Source organism: Caldimonas sp. (assembly GCF_046291045.1).
Lineage (GTDB): Bacteria > Pseudomonadota > Gammaproteobacteria > Burkholderiales > Burkholderiaceae_C > Caldimonas.
Window position 1 is genome coordinate 1 of record NZ_JBKBSL010000045.1, and the last position, 18,365, is coordinate 18,365.

Annotated in this window: 19 protein-coding genes; 6 read left to right on the forward strand and 13 right to left on the reverse strand. The window is 67.2% G+C overall.

The features are described 5' to 3' along the window. Positions 1–118: 118 nt before the first annotated feature. Complete coding sequence (locus ACK4ZD_RS13530) at positions 119–529, reverse strand: acyl-CoA thioesterase (RefSeq protein WP_409663102.1); 411 nt, start codon at positions 527–529, stop codon at positions 119–121. A 59-nt stretch (positions 530–588) separates the two neighbouring features. Here ACK4ZD_RS13530 and ACK4ZD_RS13535 point away from each other — a divergent pair, with 59 nt between their 5' ends. Further along, positions 589–2,391: an ABCB family ABC transporter ATP-binding protein/permease gene (locus ACK4ZD_RS13535; RefSeq protein WP_409663150.1), complete on the forward strand. Its 1,803-nt coding sequence runs from the start codon at positions 589–591 to the stop codon at positions 2,389–2,391. A gap of 7 nt (positions 2,392–2,398) precedes the next feature. Here ACK4ZD_RS13535 and ACK4ZD_RS13540 read toward each other — a convergent pair whose 3' ends face one another. After that, on the reverse strand, positions 2,399–2,569 hold the full coding sequence (locus ACK4ZD_RS13540) for a hypothetical protein (protein WP_409663104.1): 171 nt from the start codon (positions 2,567–2,569) through the stop codon (positions 2,399–2,401). A 94-nt stretch (positions 2,570–2,663) separates the two neighbouring features. Between ACK4ZD_RS13540 and ACK4ZD_RS13545 the strand changes: the two genes are divergently transcribed. After that, entirely contained in the window at positions 2,664–3,206 is a 543-nt protein-coding gene (locus tag ACK4ZD_RS13545) for a YaeQ family protein (protein ID WP_409663107.1), read from the forward strand. A 3-nt stretch (positions 3,207–3,209) separates the two neighbouring features. Here ACK4ZD_RS13545 and ACK4ZD_RS13550 read toward each other — a convergent pair whose 3' ends face one another. The 7 genes from ACK4ZD_RS13550 to ACK4ZD_RS13580 form a co-directional block, all read right to left on the reverse strand. Further along, positions 3,210–3,821: a YitT family protein gene (locus tag ACK4ZD_RS13550; RefSeq protein WP_409663110.1), complete on the reverse strand. Its 612-nt coding sequence runs from the start codon at positions 3,819–3,821 to the stop codon at positions 3,210–3,212. A 65-nt stretch (positions 3,822–3,886) separates the two neighbouring features. Beyond that, positions 3,887–4,549: a sulfite oxidase heme-binding subunit YedZ gene (locus tag ACK4ZD_RS13555; RefSeq protein WP_409663113.1), complete on the reverse strand. Its 663-nt coding sequence runs from the start codon at positions 4,547–4,549 to the stop codon at positions 3,887–3,889. Beyond that, positions 4,518–5,513, reverse strand: a complete 996-nt coding sequence (msrP, locus tag ACK4ZD_RS13560) for a protein-methionine-sulfoxide reductase catalytic subunit MsrP (RefSeq protein ID WP_409663116.1) — start codon at positions 5,511–5,513, stop codon at positions 4,518–4,520. Before msrP ends, ACK4ZD_RS13555 begins: the two co-directional genes overlap by 32 nt. Before the next feature lie 76 nt (positions 5,514–5,589). Continuing rightward, positions 5,590–6,021, reverse strand: coding sequence for a hypothetical protein (locus tag ACK4ZD_RS13565; protein WP_409663119.1), 432 nt, complete (start codon positions 6,019–6,021; stop codon positions 5,590–5,592). A 60-nt stretch (positions 6,022–6,081) separates the two neighbouring features. After that, entirely contained in the window at positions 6,082–7,434 is a 1,353-nt protein-coding gene (gene ccsB / locus ACK4ZD_RS13570) for a c-type cytochrome biogenesis protein CcsB (RefSeq protein WP_409663122.1), read from the reverse strand. After that, a complete protein-coding gene (locus ACK4ZD_RS13575) occupies positions 7,431–9,566 on the reverse strand; it encodes a cytochrome c biogenesis protein ResB (RefSeq protein ID WP_409663125.1) in 2,136 nt (711 codons plus the stop codon). The genes ccsB and ACK4ZD_RS13575 overlap by 4 nt, the downstream gene beginning before the upstream one ends. 96 nt (positions 9,567–9,662) lie before the next feature. Further along, a complete protein-coding gene (locus tag ACK4ZD_RS13580; RefSeq protein WP_409663126.1) occupies positions 9,663–10,280 on the reverse strand; it encodes a c-type cytochrome in 618 nt (205 codons plus the stop codon). 59 nt (positions 10,281–10,339) lie between these two features. Between ACK4ZD_RS13580 and yihA the strand changes: the two genes are divergently transcribed. Both yihA and ACK4ZD_RS13590 read left to right on the forward strand, forming a co-directional pair. Further along, positions 10,340–11,050, forward strand: a complete 711-nt coding sequence (gene yihA, locus ACK4ZD_RS13585) for a ribosome biogenesis GTP-binding protein YihA/YsxC (protein WP_409663129.1) — start codon at positions 10,340–10,342, stop codon at positions 11,048–11,050. 88 nt (positions 11,051–11,138) lie between these two features. Next, positions 11,139–12,032, forward strand: coding sequence for an alpha/beta fold hydrolase (locus tag ACK4ZD_RS13590; protein WP_409663132.1), 894 nt, complete (start codon positions 11,139–11,141; stop codon positions 12,030–12,032). A gap of 3 nt (positions 12,033–12,035) precedes the next feature. Here ACK4ZD_RS13590 and ACK4ZD_RS13595 read toward each other — a convergent pair whose 3' ends face one another. The 4 genes from ACK4ZD_RS13595 to ACK4ZD_RS13610 form a co-directional block, all read right to left on the reverse strand. Continuing rightward, positions 12,036–14,003, reverse strand: coding sequence for a DUF1631 family protein (locus ACK4ZD_RS13595; RefSeq protein ID WP_409663135.1), 1,968 nt, complete (start codon positions 14,001–14,003; stop codon positions 12,036–12,038). Positions 14,004–14,153: 150 nt separating this feature from the next. Next, a complete protein-coding gene (gene groL / locus ACK4ZD_RS13600) occupies positions 14,154–15,794 on the reverse strand; it encodes a chaperonin GroEL (protein WP_409663138.1) in 1,641 nt (546 codons plus the stop codon). A 52-nt stretch (positions 15,795–15,846) separates the two neighbouring features. Continuing rightward, complete coding sequence (gene groES / locus ACK4ZD_RS13605) at positions 15,847–16,137, reverse strand: co-chaperone GroES (protein WP_409663140.1); 291 nt, start codon at positions 16,135–16,137, stop codon at positions 15,847–15,849. A 340-nt stretch (positions 16,138–16,477) separates the two neighbouring features. After that, entirely contained in the window at positions 16,478–17,110 is a 633-nt protein-coding gene (locus ACK4ZD_RS13610) for an FMN-binding negative transcriptional regulator (RefSeq protein ID WP_409663142.1), read from the reverse strand. Positions 17,111–17,452: 342 nt separating this feature from the next. Here ACK4ZD_RS13610 and ACK4ZD_RS13615 point away from each other — a divergent pair, with 342 nt between their 5' ends. Beyond that, positions 17,453–17,809, forward strand: a complete 357-nt coding sequence (locus ACK4ZD_RS13615; protein WP_409663144.1) for a DUF2834 domain-containing protein — start codon at positions 17,453–17,455, stop codon at positions 17,807–17,809. A gap of 16 nt (positions 17,810–17,825) precedes the next feature. Next, the gene (locus tag ACK4ZD_RS13620) at positions 17,826–18,224 is read left to right on the forward strand and encodes a hypothetical protein (protein WP_409663147.1); all 399 of its coding nucleotides are present in this window, start codon (positions 17,826–17,828) and stop codon (positions 18,222–18,224) included. Positions 18,225–18,365 lie beyond the last annotated feature (141 nt).

The window sequence follows — 18,365 nt, forward strand, 5'->3', positions numbered from 1 at the left end:
GCCCCGAAGCCCGTGAGGCCTTCCAGGCCTTCTTCGACAAGCGCAAGCCCGACTTCACGAAGTTCGACTGAGCCTGCCCGCCCTGTGCCGCAACGCCCGCCTTGCGCGGGCGTTGTGTTTAACGGGGGATCTCGCGTGAGCGGCCCTGCTCGTCGATGGCCACGTAGGTGAGGTTGGCCTCGGTCACCTTCACCACATACGGATTGGCGGGGTTGCGCTCGGCGAACACCTCCACATGCACGGTCACCGAGGTGCGCCCCACGCGCTCGACGCGCGAGTAGAACGACAGGATGTCGCCCACCGACACCGGCTGCTTGAACACGAATTGATTGACGGCCACGGTGGCGATGCGGCCTCGTGCGACGCGGGCTGATTGCACCGAGCCCGCCAAATCGACCTGGGCCATGATCCAGCCGCCAAAGATGTCGCCGTTGGCGTTGGCATCGGCAGGCATGGGCATCACCCGCAGGACGAGTTCCATGTCGTCGGGCACACTGACGGGCGGGGCTGGGCTGGAAGTGTCTGACATCGGCTCCACTTGAAGAGAATCACTCGAAGATGGGATTGTCCACGATGCGTCGCGTTGCGATGAGCCTGCCCGAGGAGGCCGCCCCCGACAACACCGCCGGCCAGCCGCGGTCCGACTGGGCCACGTTGCGGCGATTGCTGCCCTACCTGTGGCGCTACCGTTGGCGCGTGGTGTTTGCGCTGACCTTCCTGGTGGGCGCCAAGGCGGCTAACGTGGGCGTGCCGCTGCTGCTCAAGGAGCTGGTGGACAGCCTGTCGATCTCGCCTGCCGACCCCCGCGCGGTACTGGTGGTGCCGGCGGGCCTGCTGCTGGCATACGGCGGCCTGCGGCTGTGCACGTCGCTCTTTACCGAGCTGCGCGAGCTCATCTTCGCCAAGGCCACCGAGGGGGCGGCGCGCAGCATCTCGCTGCAGGTCTTCCGCCATCTGCACGCCTTGAGCCTGCGCTTCCATCTCGAACGCCAGACCGGCGGCATGACGCGCGACATCGAGCGCGGCACGCGCGGCGTGCATTCGCTCATCTCCTATTCGCTCTACAGCATCTTCCCTACCCTCATCGAGGTGGCGATGGTGCTCACGCTGCTGGCGATGAAGTTCGACGCGGTCTTTGCCTGGATCACGCTGGCCGCGCTGGTGGTCTACGTGGCCTACACCGTGGTGGTGACGGAGTGGCGCACCAAGTTCCGCCGCCTCATGAACGAGATGGACTCGAAAGCCCACACTCGAGCCATCGACTCGCTGCTGAACTATGAGACGGTCAAGTACTTCAACAACGAAGACTACGAGGCCCGGCGTTACGACGAGAGCCTGGAGCGGCTGCGCCGCGCGGCGCTGAAGTCGCAGTCCACGCTGTCGCTGCTCAACACCGGACAGCAACTCGTGATCTCGGTGGCGCTGATCGCCATGCTGTGGCGGGCCACCGAGGGCGTGGTGGCTGGCACCATGACGCTGGGCGACCTGGTGATGGTCAATGCCTTCATGATCCAGCTCTATATCCCGTTGGGCTTCCTGGGGGTGCTCTACCGCGAGATCAAGCAGTCCCTCACCGACCTGGACAAGATGTTCCGGCTGATGGATCGCGAGCGCGAGGTGGCCGATGCCCCTGGTGCGCCCGAGCTGCAGGTACACGAGGGCGCGGTGCGCTTCGAGAACGTCGATTTTGGCTACGAGGCCGCGCGGCCCATCCTGCGCGGCGTGAGCTTCGAGATCCCGGCGGGCAAGAAGGTGGCCGTGGTGGGGCCCTCGGGGGCGGGAAAATCGACGCTGGCGCGCCTGTTGTTCCGCTTTTACGACGTCGATGCGGGGCGCATCACCATCGACGGCCAGGACATCCGGCAGGTCACGCAGACCAGCCTGCGCCGCGCCATCGGTATCGTGCCGCAGGACACGGTGCTCTTCAACGACACGATCGAATACAACATCGCTTACGGTCGCCCCGGGGCCTCGCACGAGGAGGTGGTGGCCGCCGCCCAGGCGGCCCACATCCACGACTTCATCAGCTCCACACCCAGGGGCTACGACACCGTGGTGGGCGAGCGCGGGCTCAAACTCTCTGGCGGTGAGAAGCAGCGTGTGGCGATCGCTCGCACCTTGCTGAAGAACCCGCCCATTCTGATCTTCGACGAGGCCACCTCGGCGCTGGACTCGGCCAACGAGCGCGCCATCCAGGCCGAGCTGCAATCGGCCGCGCGCAACAAGACGGCCCTGGTGATCGCGCACCGGCTGTCCACCGTGGTCGATGCGCATGAGATCCTCGTGATGGAGGCCGGTCGCATCGTCGAACGCGGCACGCACGCGCAACTGCTGGCCCAGGGCGGGGCTTATGCCCGCATGTGGGCCTTGCAGCAAAGCGGCCAGGAATAGAAGGCGCTCAGTCCTGGGCCGGAGCGGGCGCCTCGCCCTGCGGCGGCGTGGAGGGGCCGGCGTCCGAGGCGGGCTCGTCGGGCCGCTGCTCGGCCTTGCGCTTGAGCTTCTCTTCCTTCTTGCGCTTTTTGGCCAGCTCGCGCTGGCGCTTCTCGTAGGCGTAGTTGGGGGTGGGCAAGGAGGGCCTTTCGTCAGGAGGTTGAGCGTCTCCCATCCTAACCCGGCTGGGGCGCCAGGGCGAGCCCGGTCGTTGATATGCCAGACTCGCGGGCATGGCTCTCAAATCCACCATCTTCAAGATCGACCTGCAGATCGCCGACATGGACCGCGGCTACTACGCCGACCATGCCCTGACGATCGCCCGCCACCCCTCCGAAACCGACGAACGCATGATGGCCCGCGTGCTGGCCTTTGCGCTGTTCGCCGCTGAAGACCTGAGTTTCGGCAACGGGCTGAGCACCAACGACGAGCCCGACCTGTGGCGGCGCGACTTCACCGGCGAGGTGTTGTTATGGGTGGACGTGGGCCAACCCGACGAAAAGCTCATCCGCAAGGCTTGTCACCGCGCGCAGCAGGTGGTGGTGCTCACCTTCGGGCGCGTGGCAAATGTATGGTGGGCCCAGAACCGCCACCTGCTCGAACGCCTGCCCAAGCTGCGCGTGCTGCACCTGCAGGCCGAGCACGTCGAGGCCCTAGCGGCCCTGGTGGAGCGCACCCTGCGCCTGCAGTGCACCGTCCAGGACGGGCACATCTGGCTCGGGCATGCGCAGGAGACGGTGGAGTTCGCCGTCCAGGAATGGAAGGCCTGGGCCTGAGCCTCACTGAGCGACATATCTCCCGGGCTTGTGGTTCACGGCCAGGATGAGGTTGAGCGCCACGGCGCCCAGCAGCGACCAGACCACCCGCATCGGCTCCACAGTGAAGAAGGCCACGGCCACGATGCAGCAGTCGATGGCCATCTGCACCTTGCCGGCGCGCCAGCCGCGCGATTCCTGCAGGTACAGCGCGAGGATGCCCACGCCGCCCAGGCTGGCGCGGTGGCGAAAGAGCATCAGGAAGCCGGCGCCCATCAGCAGCCCGCCCATCACTGCGGCATAGGCCGGGTGCAGGCCGGTGAAGCCCAGCACCAGCGGGTGGAACTCGGCGAACAGCGACAGCAGCGCCACTGCGATGAAGGTCTTGAGCGTGAAGGCCCTTCCCAGCTTGCGCAGCGCAATCCCGTAGAAGGGCAGGTTGAGGACGAAGAAGATCTTGCCGAAGCTGATGCCGCTGGCGTAGTGCAGCAAGAAGGCGAGACCCGCCGTGCCGCCGGTGAGCAGCCCCGTGTGGTTGAACATCACCACGCCCAGCGAGATAAAGAGCGTGCCCGTGACCAGGGCCTGGGCGTCGTCAAAGAGGGAATGGCGTTCGATGGGGTCAGGGGCGGACATGCGGGCCTGTGCAGCAGCAAAGCCGCCAGTGTAGGCAAGCCGCGTGCCCGCCCCTTGGCGCTGGATCAAGCCGGCTGTGCGGCTCCGGCGCGGCGCCGCCAGGCGCGCCACACCCGTGCCCCCAGCAGGGCGGCGATGATGAGCGCATACACGGCTACCTCGGCGTAGTCGTTCTTGCCCGAGCGCATCCAGAAAAAGTGCAGCAAGGCCAGGCCGGCCACGGCGTACACGGCGCGGTGCAGGGCCTGCCAGCGCGCAGCGCCCAAGGCCTTGATGGCGCGGTTGAACGAGGTGGCGGCCAGCGGCAGCATCAGCACCAGCGCCGTGAAGCCCACCAGGATGAAGGGCCGCTTGGCGATGTCGCGGGCGATATCGTCCAGGTACAAGCCCATGTCGAACCAGGCGTAGCACAGCAGGTGCAGCACGCCGTAGAAGAAGGTGAACAGGCCCAGCATGCGCCGAAAGCGCGCCAGGCCGTGCCAGCCGGTGGCCTGCCGCAGCGGCGTGACGGCCAGCGTGAGGCTGAGCAGGCGCAGCGTCCAGTCGCCGGTGCTGCGGATCAGGGCCTCGGCCGGGTTGGCCCCCAGGGTGCCGGCCACCGCGCCCCACAGCAGGTGGGCGAAGGGCAGCAGGCACAGCACAAAGAGCAGCGGCTTGGCCGCCGGGTGGAGCAGGGCGCGCGAGGCGTTCACGCGGTCAGTAGAACTTCTTGAGGTCCATGCCGGCATAGAGCTGGCCCACCTGAGCCTCGTAGCCGTTGAACATCAGCGTGGGGCGCTTGCGGGTGAACAGGCCGTCCTCGCCGATGCGCCGTTCGGTGGCCTGGCTCCAGCGCGGGTGGTCCACGGTCGGATTCACGTTGGAATAAAAGCCGTACTCGTGCGGGGCCGCCACGCTCCAGGCGGTGTTGGGCTGCTTTTCGGTGAAGCGGATCTTCACGATCGACTTGCCGCTCTTGAAGCCGTATTTCCAGGGCGCCACCAGGCGCAGCGGCGCGCCGTTCTGGTTGGGCAGCACTTCTCCGTACAGGCCGAAGGCCAGCAGCGTGAGGGGGTGCATCGCCTCGTCCAGGCGCAGCCCTTCGACATAGGGCCACAGCAGCACGCGCGAGTGGAGCCCCGGCATCTGGGCCTTGTCGGCCAAGGTGTGGAACTCGACGTACTTCGCGTTGCCGGTGGGCTCGACGCGGCGGATCAGTTCGTTGAGCGAATAGCCCACCCAGGGGATCACCATCGACCAACCCTCGACGCAGCGCAGGCGGTAGATGCGCTCTTCCATCGGGGCGAGCTTGAGCAGGGTCTCGATGTCGTAGGTGCCGGGCTTGCGCACTTCGCCTTCGACCACCACCGTCCAGGGCCGGGTCTTGAGGCTGCCGGCGCGGCGGGCCGGATCGGCCTTGTCGGTGCCGAACTCGTAGAAGTTGTTGTAGGTGGTGATGTCCTCGTAGGAGGTGAGCTTTTCCATCGTCATCGCTGCGGCCACCTTGCTGGGGGTGCCGGGCAGTGCGGCCAGGCGGCCCGGGCCGCGCGTCTGGGCCAGGGCTTGCCGGCCCGCCCAGGCGGCCAGTGCCGCGCCGGCGGCGCCTGAGGCCATCCAGCGCAGCCAGTCGCGCCGGGCGGCATAGACCTCGCGCGGGGTGATCTCAGAGGGGAAGGGGTGATCGTAGGTGTGGGCGTGTTTCAGGGGGCGCATGGCGGGCCTTCCAGGGACTTCACCGTTGGAAAGGGTGACATCCGGTCGGGTTCCCTGCCGGCGTGGGGGCTTGGGCTCAGCGCCCCAGGTCGTCGTGGAAGCCGGTGTCGATCACGTCCAGCCCCGAGGTGGTGGGGTTGTCGCCCTGCAGCGGGTCCGTGTGGGTGACTCCTTCCAGCGCCACCGGGTCGAAGAGGGTGAGGGCGTTGCGGGCCTGGTTGTCGCGGAAGCGCTTGCGCGAGAAGAGCTTGCGCTGAGCGTCGAGGGGCAGGTCGGTGACGCGGATGACGTTGCGCGCAATCAGCAGGTCGATCACGTCCTCGAGCACCCGCACGAAATCGGCATCCAGGGCCTGGAAGGCCTCCTGGCGCTGGGTGCTGCTGGCACTGTGGCCGAGGAAGCTCTGGACCTCGGCGTGGTCATCGGGCAGGAACTCCTGGGTCTCGGGCGTGGGCTCTCGGTGCAGGCTCACGACCACACCGTGAACATTGCGTGCGACGAAGGGCATGGTCTGGCAGCCGCGCGGGTGGACAGATGGCCCACTATACGCCCCCGTCGCCGCTGGCGCTCAGAGTTCGCCGTAGGAGTGCAGGCCCGACAGGAACATGTTCACACCCAGGAAGGCGAAGGTCGTGACGGCCAGGCCCACGAGCGCCCACCAAGCCGACACCGTGCCACGCAGGCCCTTCATCAAACGCATGTGCAGCCAGGCGGCGTAGTTCAGCCACACGATCAGGGCCCAGGTTTCCTTCGGATCCCAGCTCCAGTAGCCCCCCCAGGCCTCGGCGGCCCACAGCGCGCCCAGGATGGTGGCGATCGTGAAGAAGGCAAAGCCCACGGCGATGGACTTGTACATCACGTCGTCGAGCACCTCGTAGCTGGGCAGCCGGGCGGCGATGCGTCGGCGTAGCGAGAGGATGCCACTCACGATCAGGGCCGAGACGCCGAAGTACACCGCCCAGTAGCTGCTGATGCCGCCGTCGGGCGTTTGCCGAAACACCAGCGGCTCGAAGCACAGCACCACCCCCAGCAGCCACAGCGGGACTAGCTTGTACCAGCGCGTTTCGCCGGCGTGCTGCTTGATGAGATACGCGAAGGCCACCATCGCAGCCAGCGCGAAAGTGCCGTAGCCGATGAAGTTGGCCGGCACATGCAGCTTCATCCACCAGCTCTGCAAGGCGGGCACCAGGGGCTGGATCTCGTGGGCGCCGCGCTCGACGGTGTACCACAGCAAAAAGCCCACCGCGGCGCTGACGATGAGCATCGCAAAGGCTCCCAGGCTGCGCACGTTGTCGCGCTGGCGGTACTGGTCCTCGTAATACAGCCAGTACAGCGTGGTGAGCCAGCAGAACAGCACGAAGACTTCGTAGAGGTTGCTCACCGGGATGTGGCCGATGTCCGGGGCGATCTGGTGGCTCTCGAACCAGCGCACCATCGAGCCGATCAGGCCCATGGCCACGGCCGCCCAGGCCAGGCGCGAGCCCAGGCGCTCGGCCGTGCCGGCGCCAGTCCTGGCGAACAAGCCGATCCAATAGAACACCGTGCTCATGAAAAAGAGCAGGCTCATCCACAGGATGGCGCTCTGGCTGGACAGGAAGTACTTGAGCAGGAAGACCCGGTCGGCCTGGGACAGGTCGGCCCCGAAGCCGTCGGACACCCGCGCGTACAGGGCGATGGCCAGCAGCGAGGCTGCCCCCACCGCCAGCGCCAGCACCCGCAGCGGACGCCAGAACCAGCCCAGCCACACCGCGGCGGGCGTGGCGCCTACGAGGATGGCCTTTTCGTAAACGTCCATCGAGGCGTGGTAGCGCTGGAAGGCATAGCCGGCGCCGGCCACGATCAGCACGGCAAAGAGCCAGTCGAACCAGGTGCGCCGCGCGAAATAGCCTGGCGCGTCGAGGGAAAGCGTGGTGGTGTTCATCGGGCCTCCGGGGCGGCAGCTTGCAGCAGGGCCTGCTTGAGGTGGTCGAATTCTCGGTCGGTGTCCAGGGTGTGGCGGGTGGACGACAGGGCCGTGGTCACGCGGGTGTGGCCGGGCGCACCGGGTGCATCTTCGAGCCAGATCCACAGCCGGCGTTCCCTGACGTAGAGCATCGCGAACACGCCGACGATGAGCAGCAGACAGCCCAGGTAGACCAGGTACTTGCCCGGAGCACGGGCGACCTGGAAGACGCTGGCCTGCACCTGCTCGAAGTCCTTCAGCTCCAGCATCAGCGGGGCCGGGTAGTAGGCCGCGTCCGACAGCGACAGCACCGCCTGGGTCATGAAGGCACGGGTGGTCTCGTCCTGCGGTAGCGGGGCCAGGCCGGCCTGGGCGCGGCTGTCTTGCAGCAATTCGAAGAGCACGCCGTTGAGGATGCGGATCAGCACCTCGGAGGTGCGGGCTCGGTCGGTTTCGGGGACGTTGGCCTCCATGAACTCCGAGATCGCCTGCAGACCCCCCACCGGCGCCTCGCCAGGGCGCACCGGCTCCGCGCCGGCGAACAGCGCCAGGCCGCGCAGGGCCGACACGCGAAGCCGCTCGGCCAGGTCGGGGCGGGCGGGATCCACCACTGCGCGGACGTAGCGCTGCACGGCGCGCTCGCGCATTGCCGGGTCGTGCAGGGCATCGCGCAGGCGCATCCACCCCTCCAGGCTGTCGGCCTCGTCGGCCGGGATGCGCAGGTAGCGGAAGCTCTCGGCCGGGGTGTCGCGCACGCCGGCCAGGAAGACACGCTGGCCGTCGAGCTCCACCGGCAGCATGTAGTTGTGGAATTCGCGGGCCTGGCCCGAGGCGTCGCGCAGCTTGTAGGTCACCGAGGGCCCGACATTGCGCAGGCCCTTGTCGCTGCCCGGTGCGCCCGAGCCCAGGTGCTGCTGCAGGCTGGCCACCAGGTCGACCTTGCGCACGTCGGTGGCGCCGGCAGCGGGTTGGCCGAGGTTCTCGACATTGATCACCCGCAGCCCGGTGAACTCCAGCGTCAAGGGCTGGCCGTCGGGGGTGCGCAGCTCGGTGCTGCTGCCCACGGTGCCGGTCACCTCGAAACGCCGGCCCGGCCCGCCCATCGGATGGGCCCGCAGCGTCAGGCGCGAGCCCCCATCGTCGAAGCTGGATTGATAGATCGCCATGCCGGCGTGATAGAGTGGCTTGTTGACCTCGATGCGCGCCTGGCGGGTCTGGCCAGTCTGGCGGTCGTGCACCACCACCTCGCTGGCGAAGAGCTTGGGCATGCCGGTGTCGTAATACTCCACGATGAAGCGCTTGAGCTCCAGGTCGAAGGGCAGGGGCTGCAGCAGCACGCCGTCGGGCTGGTTGAGCAAGACCACGCCCGAGCGCGAGCCCTCGGGCACCATCAGGTTGCCGCGGAAGGCGGCGGTGTCGGTGCTTAGCCAATGCTGGGGCGGCACTTCGCTGACGAGGCCGCCGCCGGCGTAGGCGCTCTTGCCGCCCAGCCACATCTGCGCGCGCACCATCAGGTCGCCGTCGAGCAGGCCGCCGATGCACACCAGCACGATCGCCGAATGCGCCGCCAGGTAGCCGAGCTTGTTGGCCGCGCCCTTCTTGGCGGCCACCATCACGCCGCGCACGGCCTGCCCGTCACGGCGCACCTGCGCGCGGGCCTTCCAGCCGTTGCGCTGCAGCAGGGCCGTCACCCGCTCGAACACCGCCTCGCGCGGCTCGGCTACCACGCCCTGGGCCTTGTGGTGGAAGGCCAGCAGCGCCTGTTCGCGCACCTGTTCCTTGTAGGCCTTGAGCTCATGGGCGATCTTGGGGGCATTGCGCGCGATGCACAGCGAGGTCGACACCACCAAGAAGGCCAGGATGAGCAGGAACCACCAGGCGCTGTAGACCGCATACAGCCCCAGCCGGCCGAAGAGCTCGGCCCAGAAAGGGCCGAACTGATTGACGTAGTTCGTGAGCGGCTGGTGTTGCTGCACCACCGTGCCGATCACCGAGGCGATGCAGATGACCGTCAGCAATGCGATGGCGAATCGCATCGACGAGAGCATCTCGATGGCCTCGCGCCAGGCGCGTGATCCACGGGCGAGCTGCAGGCCGGAGGTGGCGGACATGAGGCGATTCGTCGGGGCGTGGAAGCGAAAAAGGCGGGCATCCCTCCCGGGGGCCCGCCTTCTTGCTGTGTTGGTCTCGGGGCGCGGGTCGCGGTGTCAGCGCAGACCGGCGATGTAGTCTGACACGGCCTTGATTTCCACGTCGCTCATGCGGGCGGCGATGGCCATCATCTGGGCGCTGTTGGCCCGGGCGCCGCTGCGGAAAGCGGTCATCTGAGCCTCGGTGTAGTCGGCATGCTGGCCGCCCAGGCGCGGGTACTGCGACGGAATACCCGAGCCGGCCGGGCCGTGGCAGGCCGCGCAGGCAGGCACCGACTTCTCGGCGATGCCGCCGCGATAGATGCGCTCGCCCAGGCGGATGGTGTCTTTGTTGGTGGCGGCTCCCGGACGGGCTTGGCGTCCGGCATAGAACGCGGCCACGTTGCGCATGTCTTCGTCGCTCAGCGTGGCGGCAAAGCCAGCCATCACCGCGTTCTGGCGCTTGCCAGACTTGAATTCCTGCAGTTGCTTGACCAGGTACTCCGGGTGCTGGCCCGCGATGATCGGGTTGGCCGGCGTGCCCCGGCTGCCGTCCACCGTGTGGCAGGCCACGCACACCTGGTTCGCGATCGCCTGGCCCTTGGCCAGGTCGGGCTTGGCGGGGGCCTGGCCAAGCGCCGCCATCGGGGCGGCCCAGGCAGAAGCGGCAAACAGCAGGGAGACGATCGATTTCATGTCGTGGGAGGCAGTTGTAGGCCGAAGGCAAAACCCGCGGATTTTACAATGCCCATTCCATGCCCAGCCAAGCCACCCCCCCCAGCGCCCGTGCGCCCTCCGCCCAGACCGACCCGGCCGCCCGTGCCGCGTTGGCCTGGTTGCACACCGCCCGCTTCCTGACCACGGCCAGCGAACTGCACCAGCTGCCGGTCAGCGAACGGCCGGAAATCGCCTTCGTGGGCCGCTCCAATGCTGGCAAGTCCACTGCGATCAACACTCTGGCGCAGCAGCGCCAGCTCGCGTTCGCCTCCAAGACCCCGGGGCGCACTCAGCACATCAACCTCTTCGAGCTGGGCCCTCGCGACGCCGCCGACGCCCTGCTGGCCGACTTGCCCGGCTACGGTTACGCGGCCGTGGAGCGCAGCGCCAAGCTGCGCTGGCAGGCGGTGATGGCCGACTACCTCGCGTTGCGCCGCAACCTGGCCGGCGTGGTGTTGCTGGTGGACCCGCGCCAGGGCCTCACCGAGCTCGACCACCAGCTCCTGCAGTTCGTGGCCCCGCGCGTGGGCAACGGCAGCGTGAAGCTGCTGGTGGTGCTGACCAAGGCCGACAAGCTCAACCGCAAGGAAGCCGCCGAGGCTCAGCAGGCCGCGCAGGAAGCCCTGGCCGGCTACGTCACCGACGAAGCCGATGTGGGCCTGGCGCTGTTCTCGGGCTTGCGCCGCACCGGCCTGGACGATGTGGCCACCACGCTGCACGGCTGGGTGCACGGCGGCGCCCTGGCGTAAACCCCGAGCCGCGCGGGTCGCCAACGCGACGCCGCCACTGCCGTGGCCCGCCGATACTCCAGGGTATCGTGCCTTGGGAGCGTTGCGCATGAGCCTGGAGACCTTCGACGTCGATCTGCCGCACGGCATCCGCCTGGCCTGCCGGGCCCAAGGGCCACGTGAGGCGCCGGTGCTGGTGTTCCTGCACGGCTTTCCCGAGGCGGCCTTCATCTGGGACGAGGTCGGGGCGATGCTGGCCGGGCGCTTCCGCTGCGTGGCACCGAACCTGCGCGGCTACCCGGGCTCGTCCTCGCCGGCCGAGGTCGAGGCCTACCGGGCCAAGCACCTGGTGCGCGACATCGCCGCCTTGATCGAGCACCTGGGCGCCCCGGTCGCTGCCCTGGTGGCCCACGACTGGGGCGGGGCCGTGGCCTGGAACCTGGCGGTGCAGCAGCCCGCGCTGATCGAGCGCCTGGTGATCGTCAATTCGCCGCATCCGGGCACCTTCCTGCGCGAACTGCAGCACAACCCGGCCCAGCGCCAGGCCAGTGCCTACATGAACTTCCTGTGCCGCCCCGATGCGCAGGCTCTGCTGGCCGACAACGACTTCGCGCGCCTGTGGCCCTTCTTCACGAGCATGGGCGCCGGCGCCGACGGCCACGGCTGGCTCACCGAGGCGGTGAAGGACCAGTACCGCGCCGCCTGGCGCCACGGGCTGACCGGGCCGCTGAACTACTACCGCGCCTCCCCCCTGCGCCCGGCGCAGACCGCCGAGGACGCCATCCACGGCCTGCGCTTCGACGACGCCCAGGTGCGTGTGGAACGGCCCACGCTGGTGATCTGGGGCGAGGGCGACGTGGCCCTGCCGCCTTCGCTGCTGGACGGGCTGGAGCACTGGGTGCCGCGCCTGGAACTGCTGCGCGTGCCCGGTGCCACGCACTGGATCGTGCACGAGCAGCCCGGCCTCGTGGCCGAGGCGATCGCCGGCTTCGTGCCGGCCTGAACGTCAGCGGATCGGATCGTCCAAGTCCTGGATCAGGCTGTCCACCGCCCGCTGCATCAGCGAGCGCTCCTCGAGCAGGGTGATCAGCCCCTCGGACAGCAGCCGCTCCACGGCCCGACGCGTCAGGGAATGCGAGTGGCCCGCATGCTGGCTGGCGAACATGAAGAACTGGCCGTTGTCGCTGCTCCACATCAACTGGGCCGTGACCCATTGGCCCTGCACGAACATGTGATACCACGAGCCCGGTGTGAGCCGGGCCAGCCAGGCCTGGCGGGCCAATCGGCCGGCTTCGGTCTCGGTCTGGTCCATCAGGCCCACCGGCACGGTGGGTAACACGCTGCGGTCCACCGGCTCGTCCGGCCCGGGTGGCAGCGGGTCGGGCTCGTCGCGCATCTGCTGCACGATCTGCTCAGGCGTGAGCGCCTCGGCCGGGGGTGCAGCCGGCGGCGCCTGCCCACGCAGCACGGCGCCATGGTGGGCCGACAACTCGGCCAGGATCGCGTCGCGCTGGGCGGGGGGGCAGGCGATCAGATCCAGGCCGCGGTTCAGGCTGGCCAGCAGCTCGGGCCGCAAGGCGCGCAGCCGGGCCCGGTCGGCCGGGGCCGTCAGCGGCTGCATACTCCACAGCAGCTCGTCCACCGTGTGCATCAGCTCCTGGGCTTGCGCGGAGTGTTCGCCATGGCGGGCCATGGCCTCGACCATCGCGTCCACCCAGGGGCCGAAGAGGAAGTCTCGCAGCGACTGGCTGAGCACCGCCCGCTGCATCTGGCGCACCTGCTGGCGCAGCACGCCGCGCAGCTGGTCGGCCCGCTCGATACGCTGCAGCTTCTCCAGCGCCGCGCGCGAGCGCTCCAGCGCCTCGCGGCTGCGCTCGTCGATGAACTGATTGATGTCGTCCAGGGCCTTCAAGAAGTGCTGCGCCTGGGGCGCGGGCAGCGCGACGATGCGGTCGATCACGCTGCGGGCGAACTGCATGAAGTCGCGCAGGCGCTCGTCCTGCGGGTCGTCATAGCCCGCGCAGTGGGCCGACAGGCGGTTCAGCAGCTGCCAGGCCGGGTGATCGGACTGGCGCACCAGGGCCGGGTCGCGTTGCGCCAGCCCGAGCACCGCCGGCCGCAGCCGCCCCAGCAGGCTACGCACCGCATCGATGAGCTTCGGGTCGGCCAGGATCTGGTCGAACAAGCGGTTGACCAGCGTCTCGGCCTCGGCGGCGCCGTCCAAGGGCGTGGGGTGGCTGCGGCTCACCCGCTCGAGCAGTCGTCCAAGCGTGCCCGAATCGGTGAGCTCGAAGCCCGCGCTCCCCGCCGGCACCGCCGGTGCGGCCGAGGGCACGGCCCGGAAGGCCAAGGGCTGCACCCCCAGGGCTTCCAGCCGGCGGCAGATCTGCTCGTACTCGGCCTTGAGCGCCTCGGCCAGTTGGGCCCCGGCCATGCGTAGCAACAGCAAGCGGGTCTCGGCCGATACCCGCAGTTCATGGGTCGAGCGGCTGAGCGCCCGGGCAAAGACCTCCGGGCGCAGCGGGTTGGCCTCACGTCGGATCTCCTGCCAGCCGCGCACCGCGGCCATGAAGGCCTGCACCTCCCTCAGCTCCCATTCGGCTTGTTGGTCGATCTGGGCGATGATCCGCGAGATCTCGATGTCCTCGGCGGCCTGGCTTTCGTCTACCAGACTGAGGTCGTCCAGGCTCAGGGCCAGTGGCTTGCGCGAGGCCGGTCGAGCGGCGGGTGCGTCGGCCATCGCCTCTCGCACCCCCTGGGCGATGAGCTCCTGAAGCGAATGCGTCCAGTCCACCTTGCGGGCCTGCAGCACCTCCATCAGCGCAAAGAACTGCCGGCGGTCCTGGGCCAGCGCCAGCTGGGCACTGGGGGAGCGCAACGCCTCCAGTGTGCGTTCGACCACATCGCGCGCCAGCAGGGGCACGCCCTGGACGATGGAATCAAGGGAAGTCGATAGGGCGGGGGGGTGGCTCATGAAGGAAGGGGCGTGATGCCCCGTATTGTTGGGTCCGGCGCGGGCCGGCGCAATCCCGGCGAGCCCGCCGCAGGGGCATGGCTTGATCGCAGAATGTAAAAAAGGGCCGCTTGCGCGGCCCTTTTTCGAGGCAGGCTGCCCGGAAGGGACTTACATGTCCATGCCCATGCCGCCCATGCCACCCATGCCAGCGCCGGCGGCCGGGGTCTCGTCCTTCGGCGCTTCGGCCACCATGGCTTCGGTGGTCAGCATCAGACCAGCGACCGAGGCGGCGTTCTGCAGGGCCGTGCGGGTCACCTTGGTCGGATCCAGGATGCCCATCTCGATCATGTCGCCATAGGTGCCGTTGGCAGCGTTGTAGCCGAAGTTGCCCTTGCCTTCCAGAACCTTGGCGATCACCACGCTGGGCTCATCGCCGGCGTTGGCCACGATTTGGCGCAGGGGCTCCTCGACGGCGCGCAGCACGATCTTGATGCCGGCTTCCTGGTCGGGGTTGTCACCCTTGATCTGGCCGGCCGCCTGCTTGGCACGCAGCAGGGCCACGCCACCACCGGCGACGATGCCCTCTTCCACCGCCGCACGGGTGGCGTGCAGGGCGTCTTCCACGCGGGCCTTCTTCTCCTTCATCTCCACTTCCGTGGCGGCACCGACTTTGATCACGGCCACGCCGCCAGCCAGCTTGGCCACGCGCTCTTGCAGCTTCTCGCGGTCGTAGTCGGAGGTGGCTTCCTCGATCTGCACGCGGATCTGCTTCACGCGGGCTTCGATGTCGGCGGCCGCGCCGGCGCCATCGATGATCGTGGTGTTTTCCTTGGCCACTTCCACGCGCTTGGCCTGGCCCAGGTCGGCCAGCGTCACCTTCTCGAGCGACAGGCCCACTTCCTCGGAGATCACCTTACCGCCCGTCAGGATGGCGATGTCCTCCAGCATGGCCTTGCGGCGGTCGCCGAAGCCCGGGGCCTTGACGGCGCACACCTTCAGGATACCGCGGATGGTGTTGACCACCAGCGTGGCCAGGGCTTCACCTTCCACTTCCTCGGCGATGATCAGCAGCGGACGGCCGGCCTTGGCCACCTGCTCCAGCGTGGGCAGCAGGTCGCGGATGTTGCTGATCTTCTTGTCGTGCAGCAGCACGTACGGGTTCTCGAGGATCGCCGCTTGCTTGTCGGGGTTATTGATGAAGTAGGGCGACAGGTAGCCGCGGTCGAACTGCATGCCTTCCACGACATCGAGCTCGTTGTCCAGGCTCTTGCCGTCTTCGACGGTGATCACGCCTTCCTTGCCCACCTTGTCCATCGCATCGGCGATGATCTTGCCGATGGACTCGTCGGAGTTGGCGGAGATGGCGCCGACTTGGGCGATCTCCTTGCTGGTGGTGGTGGCCTTGGAGGCCTTCTTGAGCTGCTCGACCAGGGCGGCGACGGCCTTGTCGATGCCGCGCTTGAGGTCCATCGGGTTCATGCCGGCGGCCACGTACTTCATGCCCTCGCGCACGATGGCCTGGGCCAGCACGGTGGCGGTGGTGGTACCGTCACCGGCGTTGTCGCTGGTCTTGGAAGCCACTTCCTTGACCATCTGGGCGCCCATGTTCTGGAGCTTGTCCTTCAGCTCGATCTCCTTGGCCACGGACACACCGTCCTTGGTCACGGTGGGGGCGCCGAAAGAGCGCTCGAGCACCACGTTGCGGCCCTTCGGGCCCAGGGTCACCTTGACCGCATTGGCCAGGATGTTCACGCCTTCGACCATGCGGGCGCGGGCTTCACCGCCGAAAACGACGTCTTTAGCTGCCATATGAAATTCTCCGAATTCGTTGCTGGGGTCTGTTCAGGCTAGGGTGGCGGGATTACTTCTCCACCACGGCGAAGAGATCCTCTTCGCGCATGACCAGGAGTTCCTCGCCATCGACCTTGACGGTCTGGCCGCTGTACTTGCCGAACAGCACACGGTCGCCGACCTTGACGTTGGGGGCCACGAAGTCGCCCTTGTCGTTGCGCTTGCCCGGACCCACGGCCAGGACCTCGCCCTGATCGGGCTTCTCGGCGGCGTTGTCAGGGATGACGATGCCCGAGGCGGTCTTGGTTTCGTTTTCCAGGCGCTTGACGATCACACGATCGTGCAGAGGACGAAGTTTCATGACATCTCCTAAAGAGTGAGAACCAACTTCTGATGGCTTGTTGGAGCAAGTGAGCGCCAACTTGATAGGGATGATCGGCGGGACATCCGGCCCAGCAGGCCAGCCCCGGGATCATTAGCACTCATGTTTGATGAGTGCTAACAGTGAGGAATTATAGGGGTGGGTGGGGGATCTTCAAGGGGCATCGACGACCCGGGCGTGGGTCTGACCGCCCTTGGCCGCACCTGCGAACAGGCCGCTCGGGCAGCCAGGTTTCGATCGCTGGGCTGACACGCGCGCGATCGGGGTCGAAGGCGAGAGGGTGGCGCTGGAGCACGCGCAGTGGCGCTGAAGCCGGGGATCACCGTCCTTGGCTGGCGTCCCTTACCGCCCGCGCCAGCCCCGGGTGGCCTTGTGCCTCCAGCCCCTGGATGACGCCGGCGCGGTTGCGGGCCTCGTGGTTCTGGCTCAGCTTGCGCTTGCCCTCCAGGCGCGTGATGCGTACCTCCAGCCCCACGATCTTGCCCAGCATGTCGCTCAGGTAGTCGGGCGGCGCATCGCCCATCTTCCACGGCACCGGCTGCGCGGCCTCGTGCACCCGCGTGAGCCGCGCCACCAGGCCGCGCAGAAACTTCTCGTCGTCGTGCACGTGCACCGTGCCGTGGGCATGCACCACCTCGTAGTTCCAGGTGGGCACGGCGCGGTGCGTCTCTTGCTTGCTGGGGTACCAGTTGGGCGAGACGTAGCCCTCCACCCCGCGGAACACCACCAACACCGCATCGCCGCTGGCCACCTCCTGCCACACCGTGTTGGCCCGCGCCACATGCGCCAGCAACACCCCCTGCGCGCCTTGCGCCGCATCCAGCAGGAAAGGAATGTGCTGCGCCTCCAACCCCGCCGCCGTGTGCGTGACCATCATGCCCAGCGGGTGGTCGTTGATGATGCGGTGCAACTGCTCGGGGCGGGTTTCGACGAAGTGAGGGGGGAGGTACATGGCGGGGCTCCGGGGGGGGGCTGGCGCGTGCGGGAAGGGTAAGGGATGGCGCGGTACTGTGCCCGCGAGGAGGGCGGGCCTCAAGGCCCAGTGGCGGGCTGGGCGACTGAATTCCCCCAAAAGGGGGAATTCGCTGGGTGGCGGCCTCAGGCAAAGTGTGCCTTGCGAACGCTGCGCCAATTTGCATGAAATTTGGTACTGTGCGGACATCCAGTCGGTGCCTGCCAGCCCAGGCTGGGCGCGGCTTTGCGCCCGATCGAGCCGCCGGTGTTAGGGAGACAGCCGTCGGTGTTATGCAGCAGTTTTGCTCCCTATAACACGTTAGGCCCCGCAGGAGACAACGTGCAAATCATCTATATCCTTCTCTGCATCGCTGGCGCGGCCTTGCCTCTCTCGCAGTTTGTTCCGTGGCTTTCTGCGCATGGCCTCAACGTACCGCTCCTGTTGCAGCAGGCCACCTCAAGCCACATCGCCGCATTCGCTTGGGCGGATGTCCTCATTTCTGGCATCGTGGTCGCTGTACTCGTGCTTGCGGAGGGCCGCAAGCTTGCAATGCGCCGGCTGTGGCTGCCGTTGTCTTGTCTCGTGGTCGGCCCTTCATTGGCATTGCCGCTTTTCCTTTTTCTGCGGGAGCGGCATCTTGCGGCAGCAGGGCCTAACAATTCATTCAAGCCGACGCCGCTTCGCGGCGCGGCTTAATTCAGGCGTTAGAGGCATGAGGTACTCATACGGAAACGGGCCACAGTCCCTGGCTTTTGTTATATATGCAGGGTTGGCAATATTGTTGGGGCTCCCCTTTTTCTCGGAAGGAGACGAAAGGCTGGAAAGGCTGTGGGAAATTTATATGACCCCCATGTTTGATGAAGAGCCCATTTTTCCGCTGGTCTTCGCTGCGGTCACCTCACTCGGGCTGAGTCTGATTTATTTCAGCAAATGGTTTTCTGAATTCAGTTCTCGCCCTTCTACTGGGCGTGTTTGTGCCCTGTTATCTATCATCTTGCTTCTTAATGCTCTCATTAACTTTAGCCACCTTGTCGTCTATGGATTTCTCTTTGCGACCTTTCCTACCCTCTGGGCCTGGTGGCGCTCTGACCCAGACGATAATTGGTTATGAGCAGACCGCCTCTAACACTTCTACAGGGACTTCCCGGTAAATCAAGCGATTGGGCATTTGCTTCGTTTGCAGAGCACCTTCTGCAGGAACTCCCCCCAAGCGATGTGTTCGGTCTTGATGCAGCGTCACAGAGAACAGACT